18 protein-coding genes are annotated in these 12,648 nt (G+C 71.4%); 11 read left to right on the top strand and 7 right to left on the bottom strand.

Translation table 11 applies throughout. The features are described 5' to 3' along the window. Positions 1–55: 55 nt before the first annotated feature. The 7 genes from ACQEVI_RS20470 (at position 56) to ACQEVI_RS20440 (ending at position 4,819) form a co-directional block, all read left to right on the top strand. Positions 56–937, top strand: coding sequence for an ATP-binding cassette domain-containing protein (locus tag ACQEVI_RS20470; protein ID WP_432906028.1), 882 nt, complete (start codon positions 56–58; stop codon positions 935–937). A 102-nt stretch (positions 938–1,039) separates the two neighbouring features. Further along, entirely contained in the window at positions 1,040–1,435 is a 396-nt protein-coding gene (locus ACQEVI_RS20465; RefSeq protein WP_432902174.1) for a nitroreductase family deazaflavin-dependent oxidoreductase, read from the top strand. 58 nt (positions 1,436–1,493) lie between these two features. Then, positions 1,494–1,976 (top strand): N-acetyltransferase family protein, encoded by a 483-nt coding sequence (locus tag ACQEVI_RS20460; RefSeq protein ID WP_432902172.1) that lies wholly within the window; start codon positions 1,494–1,496, stop codon positions 1,974–1,976. Between the two features lie 19 nt (positions 1,977–1,995). Then, positions 1,996–2,484: an N-acetyltransferase family protein gene (locus ACQEVI_RS20455; protein WP_432902170.1), complete on the top strand. Its 489-nt coding sequence runs from the start codon at positions 1,996–1,998 to the stop codon at positions 2,482–2,484. Between the two features lie 74 nt (positions 2,485–2,558). Further along, positions 2,559–3,494, top strand: coding sequence for a GNAT family N-acetyltransferase (locus ACQEVI_RS20450; protein ID WP_432902168.1), 936 nt, complete (start codon positions 2,559–2,561; stop codon positions 3,492–3,494). Next, entirely contained in the window at positions 3,494–4,015 is a 522-nt protein-coding gene (locus ACQEVI_RS20445; protein WP_432902166.1) for an RBBP9/YdeN family alpha/beta hydrolase, read from the top strand. Before ACQEVI_RS20450 ends, ACQEVI_RS20445 begins: the two co-directional genes overlap by 1 nt. Positions 4,016–4,225: 210 nt before the next feature. Next, positions 4,226–4,819, top strand: a complete 594-nt coding sequence (locus tag ACQEVI_RS20440) for an HhH-GPD-type base excision DNA repair protein (protein WP_432902164.1) — start codon at positions 4,226–4,228, stop codon at positions 4,817–4,819. Between the two features lie 64 nt (positions 4,820–4,883). Here the strand turns inward: ACQEVI_RS20440 and ACQEVI_RS20435 are convergent, their stop codons facing one another. Together ACQEVI_RS20435 and ACQEVI_RS20430 are read right to left on the bottom strand one after the other, a co-directional pair. After that, positions 4,884–5,501: a PIN domain-containing protein gene (locus ACQEVI_RS20435; protein ID WP_432902162.1), complete on the bottom strand. Its 618-nt coding sequence runs from the start codon at positions 5,499–5,501 to the stop codon at positions 4,884–4,886. Further along, entirely contained in the window at positions 5,461–5,982 is a 522-nt protein-coding gene (locus ACQEVI_RS20430; RefSeq protein WP_432902160.1) for a helix-turn-helix domain-containing protein, read from the bottom strand. The genes ACQEVI_RS20435 and ACQEVI_RS20430 overlap by 41 nt, the downstream gene beginning before the upstream one ends. A gap of 123 nt (positions 5,983–6,105) precedes the next feature. Between ACQEVI_RS20430 and ACQEVI_RS20425 the strand changes: the two genes are divergently transcribed. Both ACQEVI_RS20425 and ACQEVI_RS20420 read left to right on the top strand, forming a co-directional pair. Next, positions 6,106–6,756, top strand: a complete 651-nt coding sequence (locus ACQEVI_RS20425) for an RNA polymerase sigma factor (RefSeq protein ID WP_432902158.1) — start codon at positions 6,106–6,108, stop codon at positions 6,754–6,756. Further along, positions 6,756–7,283: a hypothetical protein gene (locus ACQEVI_RS20420; RefSeq protein WP_432902156.1), complete on the top strand. Its 528-nt coding sequence runs from the start codon at positions 6,756–6,758 to the stop codon at positions 7,281–7,283. The genes ACQEVI_RS20425 and ACQEVI_RS20420 overlap by 1 nt, the downstream gene beginning before the upstream one ends. Positions 7,284–7,578: 295 nt before the next feature. Here ACQEVI_RS20420 and ACQEVI_RS20415 read toward each other — a convergent pair whose 3' ends face one another. Genes ACQEVI_RS20415 through ACQEVI_RS20395 form a run of 5 tightly spaced genes read right to left on the bottom strand, consistent with a single transcriptional unit; the run spans position 7,579 to position 10,737 of the window. Then, on the bottom strand, positions 7,579–8,001 hold the full coding sequence (locus ACQEVI_RS20415) for a PIN domain-containing protein (RefSeq protein ID WP_432902154.1): 423 nt from the start codon (positions 7,999–8,001) through the stop codon (positions 7,579–7,581). Continuing rightward, positions 7,998–8,228: a CopG family transcriptional regulator gene (locus ACQEVI_RS20410; protein WP_432902152.1), complete on the bottom strand. Its 231-nt coding sequence runs from the start codon at positions 8,226–8,228 to the stop codon at positions 7,998–8,000. Before ACQEVI_RS20410 ends, ACQEVI_RS20415 begins: the two co-directional genes overlap by 4 nt. Positions 8,229–8,277: 49 nt before the next feature. Continuing rightward, positions 8,278–9,144: a putative RNA methyltransferase gene (locus tag ACQEVI_RS20405; protein WP_432902150.1), complete on the bottom strand. Its 867-nt coding sequence runs from the start codon at positions 9,142–9,144 to the stop codon at positions 8,278–8,280. A gap of 40 nt (positions 9,145–9,184) precedes the next feature. Continuing rightward, the gene (locus tag ACQEVI_RS20400; RefSeq protein ID WP_432902148.1) at positions 9,185–10,240 is read right to left on the bottom strand and encodes a diaminopropionate ammonia-lyase; all 1,056 of its coding nucleotides are present in this window, start codon (positions 10,238–10,240) and stop codon (positions 9,185–9,187) included. Between the two features lie 41 nt (positions 10,241–10,281). Continuing rightward, the gene (locus ACQEVI_RS20395; protein ID WP_432902146.1) at positions 10,282–10,737 is read right to left on the bottom strand and encodes a DUF1772 domain-containing protein; all 456 of its coding nucleotides are present in this window, start codon (positions 10,735–10,737) and stop codon (positions 10,282–10,284) included. Between the two features lie 200 nt (positions 10,738–10,937). Between ACQEVI_RS20395 and ACQEVI_RS20390 the strand changes: the two genes are divergently transcribed. Both ACQEVI_RS20390 and ACQEVI_RS20385 read left to right on the top strand, forming a co-directional pair. Further along, complete coding sequence (locus tag ACQEVI_RS20390) at positions 10,938–11,561, top strand: DUF4126 domain-containing protein (protein ID WP_432902144.1); 624 nt, start codon at positions 10,938–10,940, stop codon at positions 11,559–11,561. Further along, the gene (locus ACQEVI_RS20385; protein ID WP_432902143.1) at positions 11,545–12,642 is read left to right on the top strand and encodes a winged helix DNA-binding domain-containing protein; all 1,098 of its coding nucleotides are present in this window, start codon (positions 11,545–11,547) and stop codon (positions 12,640–12,642) included. Before ACQEVI_RS20390 ends, ACQEVI_RS20385 begins: the two co-directional genes overlap by 17 nt. Positions 12,643–12,648 lie beyond the last annotated feature (6 nt).

The raw sequence follows: 12,648 nt of genomic DNA, 5'->3' as shown, positions 1-12,648 counted from the left end.
ATATTTGTCCACCCAGACCCCCTCGACAGGGCAGATAGCCAGCACTCAACGCGGGCTGGTGGCCGGGCGGGTCTCCTGGGACATCAGCGGGCGGGTCGTGCTGGACGACGTCGGGGTGGTCGCCCCCGGCGGTGCCGTCACCGGGCTGCTGGGGCCGAACGGCTCGGGCAAGTCCACGCTGCTGCGGGTTCTCGCCGGGGTGCAGCAGGCGGGGCGCGCCACGTCGCCGTCCGACGGCGGGGCACCCGCGCCGTCGTCCGACCCGGACCCTGCGAAGACGGACCCTGCGACGACAGGCCCGGCGACGTCGTTCGACGGCGCCGACCTGGCCGCGCTCCCCCGCCGCGAACGCGCCCGGCTGCTCGCCCTCGTGGAGCAGGACGCCTCCACCGACCTGCCGCTGTCCGTGCTGGACGCGGTGCTGCTCGGCCGCATCCCGCACCGCTCCCTGCTGGCCGGCGACTCGGACGCCGACCGGGCCGCCGCGCGCACGGCCCTCGCCGCCGCGGGCGCCGCCGCGCGCACGGCCCTCGCCGCCGCGGGCGCCGCCGAGCTCGCCGACCGCGAGGTCGGCACCCTGTCGGGCGGCGAGCGCCAGCGCGTGCACATGGCTCGCGCCCTGTCGCAGCAGCCGCGGCTGATCCTGCTCGACGAGCCGACCAACCACCTCGACATCGCCGCCCAGCTGCACGCCATGCGGGTGCTGCGCGACCTCGCGGCGGACGGCGTGACCGTCGTCGCCGCCCTGCACGACCTCAACCTGGCCGCCTCGACCTGCGACCACCTGGTCCTGCTGGACCAGGGCAGGGTCGTCGCGGCGGGCCCGGTCTCCGAGGTGCTGGTCCCGGCGGTGCTGGAGCCGGTGTACGGGGTGCGGGTCGACGTGCTGACGCATCCGCGTACGGGACGCCCGGTGCTCTCGTTCGACCGGGACTGAGACCGGGGCTGAGACCGCGCCTGAGGACAGGCCGAGCCTCCGCCGCACACGGGTAGCGCCCCCATGCTGACGGATCCGCGTGCGTGAACCATGATGGGAGCCATGCCCGCACCGGATCTCGTCGTCAAGGCAGGAAAGATCGTCAACCCGTGGATGCTCCGCATCGCCGGGCAGATTTCGCCGTGGGTGGTGCTGCACCATGTCGGACGCAAGTCCGGGAAGGAGTACAGCACCCCGCTGGTCGCGTTCGCGGCCCGGCCAGAACAGCAGATCGTCGCGGTGCTGCCGCTGCCGTGGGGCTCGGGCACCGACTGGGCCCGCAACACGATGAGCGCCGGAACCGTGCGGCTGACGCGCACCGGCAAGGACTTCCTGGTCAAGGACGTCCGGCTCGTCCCCGCGTACGAGGCGGTCGGATGGCTCGGCTCGGTGCCGTCCAAGCTCCTGTCCGCGGTCGGTATCGAGGACTGCCTGGTCGGGACCCTGCACCCCGCCTGACGCCGCTGCGGCGGTCGCGTGTCATCGACCGCCCCGGCGCGGGAGTATGTTTCGCGTCGTGAACTTGCGCACAGCCACGCTGTCCGACGCCGCCGCCGTCGCCCGGGTGCACCACACGACCTGGGTCACCACCTACGCATCGATCCTTCCGCCCGAGTTCTGGGCCACCGCCACGCTCGAGCGGCGCACGACGACGTGGGAGAGGTGGCTGACGAACGGTGCGGCCCCCGTCCTCGCCGAGGTGGGCGGCGAGGTGGTCGGCATCGCGATGTCCGGCGACGCCGTCGAGCAGGAGGACGTGCTGCCCATGCGTAACCGGCAGCTGTACCTGCTGTACGTCCTGGAAGCCCACCACGGGACCGGCGTCGGCCAGGCCCTGCTGGACGCCGTCGTGCCGCCCGGGACCGGCGCGCAGCTGTGGGTCGCGGAGGACAACCCGCGTGCCCGGCGTTTCTACGAGCGTAACGGGTTCGTCCTGGAGGGGACGCGGGTCGTCGACACGACCACCGCCGACCTCGCCGAGGTACGGATGGTCAGGTAGTCGGGTTACCGTTCGACTCATGTCTGACTTCCACATCCGCGCCTCGATCCCGGACGACGCCGTCGGTATCGCCGCGGTGCACTGGACCACCCGGCGCGCGGTCTTCGGCGAGCTCCTGTCGGCCGAGCACTGGAAAACCGAGACGCTCGGGACCCGCACGGAGGGCTGGATGCGCATCCTCGCCGCCGGCAACAAGGCACTCGTCGCCGAGGTCGGCGACAAGATCGTCGGCTTCGCGATGAAGAACCCGTCGGGCCCGCACCTCGGCCACCCGCCGGCCCGCCCCATCGAGCTGCACGAGCTGTACGTCGACCCGAACTTCCACGGGACCAATGTCGGTCACGCCCTGCTGGAGAACATCCTCCCGCCCGGCACGTCGGCCCAGCTCTGGACGTACGCGACCAACCCGCGTGCGCGCAAGTTCTTCCAGCGCGCGGGCTTCCTGCCCGACGGCGTCACCGTCACCGACCCGGACACGGACGTGCTCGAGGTGCGGCTGGTCCGCTGAGGGGCAGAGCGTGTGGTCGGCTGCGCTCGCCCAAACCACTCGATCAGTCGGCCCCCACGTGCCAGGATTCCGGCATGACCACCGCGCACAGCGTCGAGCTCCTCGATGACCCAGCGGAAGTCCTGGCCGTGGCAGGTGACCTCCTGGCCGCCGAGCCGGTGCTCTGGAGCGTCGTCGCGTCGGTGACGCACCACGCCGCGCGGACCTTCGTGCCCGGAGGGCCGCGTCCTGAGCACCCGATGTGGTGGGCGGTCGTGCGGGACGCGGACGACGCAGTGGTCGCCGTGTCGATGCGCACCATGCCGCACGCGCCGCACACGGTATGGGTCCCGGCCCTGCCCGACGACGCAGCGCGGCTGCTGGCCCGCACCGCGCTCGACCACACGGCGCGGTCCGGCGAGCCGCCCCTGATCTCGGCGAACGGCCCGATGCCCGCCGTCCGGGTCTTCACCGACGAGGTGCTGCGGTCCACCGGCGGGACGGTGTTCGAGGACCGCCCCGACCGGCTCTGGGAGGCGAAGCGCGTCGCCGGGCCGGACCCGGCGCCGTCGGGCAGAGCGCGCCCGGCCACGCTCGCCGACCTGGACCTGGTCACCAGGTGGTTCGCCGAGTTCCACCCGGAGGCCGACGCCCAGGCCGGGCGCCCGCCGGAGGCCGAACCGCTGCGGATCGAGGGCGCGCAACGCTGGATCGAGGAGGGCACCGTCTGGCTGTGGGATGTCGACGGCGAGGTGGTGCACCTGACGGGCATGCGGCCGCCGGCGTTCGGCGTGGTCCGGATCGGCCCCGTCTACACGCCCGCCGAGCATCGCGGGCACGGGTACGCGCGGGCGCTGGTCGCCGAGGTCGCCCAGCGCGTGCTCGACGCCGGCGACCGGGTCTGCCTCTACACCGACCGGAACAACCCGGTGTCGAACAAGGTGTACGCGGCGATCGGGTTCGAGCCGGTGCTGGACCAGGTCAACCTCGGTGTGGTGCCCGAGGCATCAACGGCTTCGAGGGAGAGCTGATGGGACGCAGGGCGATCATCTTCCACGGGACCGGCGCTCGGCCGGAGTGGATCTGGTACCCGTGGCTCGCGGGTCGACTGCGCGCACGGGGGTACGACGTCGAGACGCCGCACCATCTCGGGATCAACGTGGAGCCGGTCGCGACTTTCCTGCCCTCGGTGCTCGCCGCGCACACGTTCTCCGAGGACACCGTTCTGGTGGGGCACTCGGGCGGGGCCGCCCTGCTGCTGGCGGTCCTCGAACACCTGGACGTCACGGTGGCGCAGGCGGTGCTGGTGGCCGGCTACTCGACGCTGCCGAACGACCAGCCCGAGCCGGTGCTGCAGGACTCGTACGATTGGGCGGCGATCCGGGCGCACGTCCGTGACCTGGTGTTCCTCAACTCGGTGACCGACGAGTTCGGCTGCGACGCCGACCAGGGGCGGGCCATGTTCGACAGGCTCGGCGGGACGCTGGTGGTGCGCGACGACGGGCACTTCACCTCGGACACGTTGGAGATCGTGGACCGGCTGATCGCCTGATCCGGGCGACCCCGAACGGCCCCGGCCGCCAGCCACGCCGGTGACCCCGTTGACCACAGCAGCTGCTGCCAGACGAAGGCCCACCTTGGCAGCAACTGCTGTGGTCAACAATTCAGAGCAACTGCCGTCGCCAGCTGAGGGGCAGGTGGCCTTTGAGGAGTTTCTGTCGATCAGGGCGCTCGGGGGCCGGACAGGATGCAAGATGGAGTTATGGCCACCCAGCTCTGGATCACCGGCGACCCCGACACGGACAAGCTGCTGAGCGAGGACCCGTTCGCACTCCTCGTCGGGATGCTCCTTGATCAGCAGTTCCCGATGGAACACGCGTTCGCCGGCCCGGCCAAGATCCGCGACCGCATGGGCTCCTTCGACGTGCACGCCATCGCGGAGGCGGACCCCGACGAGTTCACCACCATGGCGACCACTCCCCCGGCGATCCACCGGTACGGCCGGTCCATGGCAGGTCGCGTGCAGGAGCTCGCCCGCACGATCGTCGAGGAGTACGACGGCGACGCCGCGAAGATCTGGACCGCACCCGGCGCCGACGGCGGCGTCCCGACCGGTCGTGAGGTACTCAAGCGGCTCAACGCCCTGCCCGGCTACGGGGAGCGCAAGGCCAAGATCTTCCTCGCCCTGCTCGGCAAGCAGCGCGACGTCCATCCGGAGGGCTGGCGCGAGGCTGCGGGCGAGTTCGGCGAAGAGGGCTCCCACCGGTCGATCGCAGACGTGACCAGCGCAGAGGCACTGCTGGAGGTCCGGGCGTTCAAGAAGGCGCAGAAGGCCGCGGCGAAGGCAGCGGGCTGAGAAGAGACCGCCCCTGGACCGCGCGCTACGAGAACCCGGAGCGCCCGCAGCGCGATCGCAGACGTCAGTGCGCTTCGCGGATCATCGCTGTCGCCTGTTGCATGCCATAGCGCGAGTCCAGAAGGTCGAGCAGATCGCCGATAGTACGTCGCGGGCTGGAGTACCTGGCGCTGATCTTGCCCAGTGCCCGCACAGCGGTTTCCGGTGACACCGAGACCGAGTCCGCCGCAAACCGCGCTGCGCGGACCACCGTCAGCTCGTCCGGCAGAAGCTTTGCCGGCAAGTCCTTGACGTTGTCGCTAACTATCACGCCGGCACCGCCTACGACCGCTGCCGCGACAAGATGCTCGTCGTCCGGGTCAGGAAGACCGTAGGAGCCCTCCAGCGGCTCCCAACCCTCGACGCACGAGTCATCAAAGGCCCAACCCATCTGGTCGATCAGGCGACGGGCTGCCCCGGCTGCCTGCTCCGGCTCGGCACCGCGCCGGACCCGCTTGTCCGCCTCGACCCGCACCAGCTCGTCCAGGATCGCTTGGGACCAGATCGGCCGATACAGACCTTCGGCGGCCATACTGAGCAGAAAGTCCCGCTGCAAGCTCGGCCACAAGACCGATGTGTCCAGCAACGCCGTGAACATTCGATCACCCTCGCCGATACGCCGCAGCAGCGCTTCGCGCCTCACGCAATCGTTCGATCATCTCGGCGGGATCGTCCTCGTCGTCCAGGTCCACCGCCGTCGCCTCGAGCATCGCGTACTGGCGCGCCCGACGTCGCTCACGATAGGCAAGCACATCACCCAGCAGCAGTCGACGTCGGTTCCCGTTGCGCTCCGCAGCCAGTTCACCCGACTCGACCATCCGCACTACCGTCGGACGCGATACGCCCAACAGATCTGCCGCCTGCTGGGTCGTCAACTGCGGCTCGGTAGGAGAGACCGTGACGGCCTTACCCGCAGCGAGCGCCTCGACCACCTGCAGCAGGGCGCGGTACACGGTTCCAGGCAGCTCAATCTGCTCACCCTCACCACTGCCGACCAGCAGGAACCGGCGTACGGGCTCGGCCCCATGCTTCTCCGCATGAGCCGCCAGAAAGCTGAGCACCTCCGCCGCTTCCGGCTCGGACCCCTCGGGCACGTAGGTGTGCGTCACCATGTCTGCGCTCATCACGACTCCTTCATCGGGTACCGAACATAGCGTACGCGTTTTCGTAACGTTCGAATAGTGGACACGAAGCCGTAGCGGTGCAGTCAGCATCCGCCGCGACGCGCGCCATCACAGTGCAGTGATGTGACGTGGACGACACAGACCAGGTGTCATGACGAGCCCGCTCCCGGACACCGACCGTTTCGCAGGCCCGCAGCAGCCCGCACCCGTCCCACTGCCGCACCCCCGGGAGACGTCCTGTCCACCCATACCGAGCCACGCGACGTCTCCTCCGGTCCGCTCACACCGGACCAGACCGAGTCGCTGTTCGCCGACCACGCACGCGCGGTGCACAGGTACGCGCGAACCCGGCTCGGCGCGGCCGAGGCGGAGGACGTCGTCGCGGAGGTCTTCGCGATCGCCTGGCGCAAGGGCGAGATTCCCGACGACCCGCGGGCCTGGTTGTTCGCCATCGCCCGGCGGGTGCTGGCCAACCAGGTCCGGGGCGAGCGGCGCCGGACGGCGCTCGCCGAGCGGACGCTGCGGCACCCCAGGGCCCCCGGCCCGGACGACGCCCGCCTCGTGGACGAGCTCGACGTGCTCCACCGCGCGTTGGCACTGCTGCGCCCGGCCGACCGCGAGGTCATCGAGCTGCTGGCCGCCGCGGAGCTGAGCACCGCTGAGATCGCCCAGGTGCTCGGCTGCACGACGGCGTCCGCCGCCACCCGCGTGTACCGGGCACGACGTCGGCTGCGCGCCGCCTATCGCACCGTGACCGGAGGTCAGGAGACCTGATGAGAAAGCCGGAAGACACCCTGACCCGCGCGCGGCGCGCCTTGAGCCAGGTCGACCCCGAGCTGGACCTGACCCGCACGCGTTCGGACGCGCTGGTGCGAACCCGGTCCCGCCCCGCCTCAGAACCGGAGCCGGACGACGCCTCGTCGGCCGGTGTGGAGATCCTCCGCCACGGAGAGCGGCCGACTCTCCCCCGCCGTCGTTCCACGGTATGGGCGCTGGCGGCCTCGGTGGCTCTGCTCGGCGGGGCGGGGATCGGCACTGCCCTGCTGTGGCCCGTACCGGGCGGGGTCCTCCCGGGCGCCCCGGCTTCGCTCGAACCGACCCCCGGCCCGAGCCTGCCGACAAACACCCCGAGCACCGGACCGTCCCTCGGTCCGCGCGAGTGCGCGTCATCACCACCGACATCCCGAGCGACGCCAGGACCGGAGAGGCCCCGGCAACCGTCCGATTCCCTACCACCGGACGGCTGTGACGTGTCGCCGTCGCCGTTCCCCTCAACCACCGCGGACGAGACCGACCCGTGAGCCGGGACGACGGCATCGGCCGACCTGCGGAACTGTTAACGGAATGCCTGCACCCGGCCCGAGCTCGGGTGGTGCGCTGTGCTGTATCCATGTTCGCTAACACCATGAACGCACCGACACAGGCCCCTGGTTCGATCTTCCCGAACGGAGACGAAGCCACACCTACTCCGTTCGCCACCGTAGTGTCGATCGAAGGGCCCCGAACGGCGGAACAGTTACGTCGAGCGGCAGCCCTCGTCGAGCTGGCCGAACTTCAGAACGAGCTAGGGCTGACTGAGTAGACGCCTGACAACCCCTATCTCTTGCCGACCCTCTCGACCTTCACACGGGTGTCAGCGAGGAGAAGATCGAGATCGCCGTCGTCGGTGGTCAGTACGACCACAGGTCCATGAAGGGCTAACGCAGTGGCCGCGACCACAGCGTCAACGGTCATGTCACGAGCCTTGCGACGCGCGGATGCTGCACCCGCACGCAGTCGACCGGCGCTGTAGCCGATCTCCGCGGTGACTTCTTCCACTCGCAAAGCCTTGGCAGCGCGCCGCACCCGAGCATCGCGCGCGGTGCCGTCAGTGACCTCTGCAAGGGTCACCGCAGACGTGTGCAGCGTCGAGTCCGTGCGGCGAGCAACCGTTGCCCAAGCCTGCATCTGCCGCCCGTCGTCGGCCAGAGCGGAGAGCGCCTCGGAGTCCAACAGAATCGAGTGGGGGCCGACGATCACCGCGCGAGCCTGGCCATGATCGCCGCGATCTCGTCCTCGTCGACCGCACCGTGCTCAGCCTCCATGCTCTGCAGCACGTCGTCGAGAGCGTCCCGCTCGAGCTGACGGGCAACCGCCCCTGCCACGTACGCGGAAAAGCCACGCGACCCCGCGCGGGCGCGGACGCCCTCCGAGGTGGTCACAGGCATGGAGACAGAGTGCTTCTCGATACCAGTTGCAGCAGACATGCTCCAATCCTACTTGAAGTAGGAAACTCTCGCCAGAGTGGTGCTGCCGTCACCGCCGCCGGTAGGCCGTGGCCAGCACCGACACCGTGACCTGCTCGGGCAGCTCGCCGTCGTCGGCCAGCTCCGCCTCCGTGACGTGGCGCGCGCTCGGCGTCATCAGCACCAGGTCGACGGCCTCCTGCCGGGTCAGCGGCGTCGTGTACTCGACCTCCACCGTGCGGGCGGGCTCGAAGTACGGGTCCAGGGCCTGGTGCAGGCGCCGTTCCTTGTCCGGGTCCACGGTCACCATCTGCGTGACCTGGCTGCGCAGCTCGGCCAGGTGCCCGCCGAAGGGCCGCACCACGACCAGGACGCCGCCCGGACGTAGCACCCGGTGGAACTCGGCCGGGTTGCGCGGCGCGAATACGTCGAGCACCACGTCGACCTGCTCGGACGCGATCGGGAACGGCCGGAAGACGTCCCACGTCGCCGCCGCGGCCCGCTCGTGCGCCTTGGCCGCCACGCGCAGCGCGTGGCCCGAGGTGTCCAGGCCCAGGCCGACGGCGTCCGGCAGTGCGTCGAGCACGCCCGCGAGGTAGTAGCCGGTACCACAGCCGACGTCGACCACCGTGGCCGGCTGGCGTCGCGAGCGACCGGAAAGATCGGCCTCAGCGGCGAGCTCCGCAACCGCGTCGCGGACCGGCGCGTACCGCCCGGCGGCCAGGAAGTCCCGCCGGGCCCGCGCCATCGGCCCGTCGTCCCCGCTGGTCGCACGAGCGCCGGTCAGCAGGCCGACGTACCCGTGCCGGGCGAGGTCGAAGCTGTGCCGCCGCGGGCAGCGCAGCGCCCCGTCGGCGGGCGTCAGCTCGGCTCCGCAGGACGGGCAGCGCAGCAGCGGCAGGATCGGTTCGAGGGCGGCGGGAAGGGAAACGGGCACGAGTGGGCTCCTGGCGGCGATGTGGGGCGGACGGACCGGATCAGACCCGCCCCTCGGGGACGGGGTTCGCCGCCCGGCCCTCCGTCGACAGGAGCAGCACCACGGCGTCGGGCCGCAGGCCGATGGCCTCGCGCCAGCCGGATCGGCCCAGCACCAGGCGGGCCGCCGCGAGGGTCGACGCGCCGCAGGGTCCGGAGTCGACGCCGAGGCGCGCCAGGTCGTCGACGGCGGCGGCCGCCTGGTCGTCGGAGACGGTGACCGCGCCGTCCAGCCCGTCCCGCAGGACCGGCCACGCGAGCGCCGAGACGGTGCCGCAGTTGAGGCCGGCCATGATCGTCTCGCCGGGCGGCGCCGTGACCGGCCTGCCCGCGCGCAGCGACGCGACCAGCCCGGCGGCCCGGTCGGGCTCGACGGCGAGCAGCGTGCCGCCGTCCGACCCCCTCCCGCGGTAGTGGCTCACCACCGCCTGCGCGAACGAGCCGACGCCTACCGGCACGATCACCAGGTCGGGCCCGGCGACGCCGAGGGCGGCGAGCTGGGCGTCGGTCTCGAGGCACAGCGTGGAGTAGCCGTCGACGATCCACTGCGGGATCTCCGTGTACCCGGGCCAGGAGGTGTCCTGCACCAGCACCGCGTCGGGGTCGGCCGCCGCGTCGGCGGCCGCGCGAGCCACCACGTCGTCGTACGTGCCGTCCACCTCGACCGCCTGCGCCCCCTCCGCCCCGATCGCCTTCTTGGCGGCCTCCGTGATGCCCGGCGGGTAGTAGATGGTCGCGGCGGCACCGACCAGGGCCGCCACGTGCGCGACGGCGCGGCCGTGGTTGCCGTCCGTCGCCGCGTACAGCCGGACGGCGCTGCCTCGGACGGCGGAGCGCACCGCGTCCAGGCTGGCCTCGGGCAGCCCGAACCGTTCGGCGAGGGCGCGCGCCGTCGCGTAGGAGGCACCGAGCACCTTGAACGAGGGCAGCCCGAGCCGGCTCGACTCCTCCTTCACCAGCACCCGTCCGACGCCGAGCTCCTTCGCGAGCGCGGGCACGTCCCGCAACGGCGTCGGCTGGTATCCGGGCAGGGTGCGGTGAAAGTCGATGGCGGGCATGTGCTCGATTGTCCCCGACGCCCCCACCCGGGGCCGACCGGTCAGAGCAGGCCGACCGCCGCGAGCACTGTCGCCACCACGCCCGCGAACGTGCGGACGTGGTTCCACATGGTCCACGGCCGCCAGTAGGCGCGCCAGCCGGCAGCCTTGTCATGGTCCGCGAGGAGCCGGTTGTTGAGGGGCACGTTCAGGGCCATGGTGACGCCGAAGGTGCCTACCAGGTAGACGGCGGCACCGGCGAGGACCCACGCGCCGCCGGCGCGCCCCTCGACGAGGCCCCAGATGCCGGTACCCACAGGGACGAGGAGCGCGCCGAAGAAGACGCTCATGAACGGCGGCAGGAGCGCCGTCTCGTTGATACCGCTCATGCCGGCTCCGGCGGCCTCGTCCTCGGCACGGGCGAGGCCGCTCATGACGAACGACGAGAACCCGTAGAACACACCCGCCGAGAGCCCCAGCAGCACCACCGACGCCACGGCGAAGATCGTCCAGACCATCAAGTGCCTCCCGGGCAGCGCACCAGTGCGGTGAAGGCAGCAACTCTTCCACGAGGGTTCCGCATCTTCCAGGTGTTACGCACGTGCATCCGTGATCCACCCGCCGGGTCTGCCGCCCGTGCTGCACTCTCATAACAGATCGGGCACACCGGACACTTTCGAGCCCCGGAGTGTCGGTGTGCCGTGGAACACTTCGAGTCATGCTCGAACTTGCCACCGGAACCGGACTCGCCCTGTCGGCGGGCCTCAACGCATGGATCCCCCTCATCTTCCTCGGCGTGCTCTCGCGCTTCACGGACCTCGTGTCGCTGCCGAGCAGCTGGGCGTGGCTGGAGAACCCCTGGGTCCTCGTGATCCTGACCGTCCTCCTGGTGCTGGAGTTCGTCGCGGACAAGATCCCCGTGCTGGACTCCGTCAACGACGTGGTGCAGACGGTCATCCGGCCCACCGCCGGCGGCATCGCCTTCGGCGCCGGCTCCATGTCGGAGACCGCGACGGTCACGGACCCGAGCACGTTCGTGCAGTCGGGCCAGTGGATCCCGATCGTCTCGGGCATCGTCCTCGCGCTCGGCACGCATGCCGCGAAGGCCGGGGGCCGGGTCGTGGCCAACACCGTCTCCGGTGGCACCGTGGCACCGGTGGTCAGCGCCGCGGAGGACGTCACGAGCATCGGCCTCGGCTTCCTGTCCGTCCTCGCCCCGCTCGCGATCATCCCGGTGATGATCCTGTTCGTGATCGGGGCGATCATGCTGATCCGAAGCCTGGTGAAGCATCGCCGCGCCCGAGCGGCCGGCCACGGTGGCGACGATGGCTACTACGTCTGACATCCGCGCGATCCAGCGCGCCAGGCTCACCTCGGTGGGCCTGGGCGCGCTGCGACCGCCCGACGACGCAGGCGGCGTCCCCGCCGTCGTCGCGCGGCTGGGCGCCGTCCAGTCGCAGGAGCCCCACTCCTCCGCATGGGGCGTGGCGCAGCGGCTGGCGACCCCGGCGACGCTCGCCGGGGTGCAGGCCGCGCTGGCCGACGGATCGGTACTGCGCACGCACATCCTGCGCCCCACCTGGCACTACGTCGCCCCCGGCGACCTCGCGCCCCTGATGACCGTCACGGCGCCGCGAGTGCGCCGGGCGATGCTGTCGGCGGAGCGGCCGCGCGGCTTCGACCACTCGCTGCTCCCCCGCCGGCACGCGGTGGTCGCCGAGGCTCTCGCGGACGGCCCGCTGACCCGCAAGGAGATCGGCGTGGCGCTCGCCGAGGCGGAGGGCGCGCCGGTCGACGCCTGGCACCTGGGCCAGGTCATGATGCACGCCGAGCTCGACCTGCTGGTGGCGAGCGGCCCCATGCACGGCAAGCAGGCCACCTACCGGCTGCTTCCCGAGCAGAAGGTCTGGGACGAGGACGAGGCGCGGATCCACCTGGTGCGCGCGTACGTGCGCGGGCACGGCCCGTGCCGCGCGGAGGACGCCGCATGGTGGGCCACTCTCACCAAGACGGCGGCTCGCGCGGCGGTGGCCGACGCCGGGCTGACCCGCCACGAGCTGGCCGGCATGACCCTCTGGACCGACGGCGACCTGCCGGAACCCGCTCCGGAAGGCACGGTCCGCCTGCTGTCGGTGTTCGACGAGCTCTTCTGCCACGACTTCAAGGGCTGGCCCCCGCTGACCCAGGAAGACATGCCGAGCCGCTGGCTGTACATGGGGCTCGTGACCGTGGACGGGATGATCGCCGGCGGCTGGTCCCGGGTCCTCAAGGCGCAGAGCGTGGAGATCACCGTCGAGCTCACCGAGGAGCCGACGCCCGGGGTCTGGGCCGCGATCGAGGCCGAGGCGGCGCGGTACGGGGAGTTCTGCGGGCTCGAGCCGACCCTGGTGCGGGGAGCGGTGGGCAAGGGCACCATCGGCTGACGGGTG

It is taken from the genome of Promicromonospora sp. CA-289599 (assembly GCF_050936155.1).
Lineage (GTDB): Bacteria > Actinomycetota > Actinomycetes > Actinomycetales > Cellulomonadaceae > Promicromonospora.
This window is presented reverse-complemented; position numbering and strand designations above follow the sequence as displayed.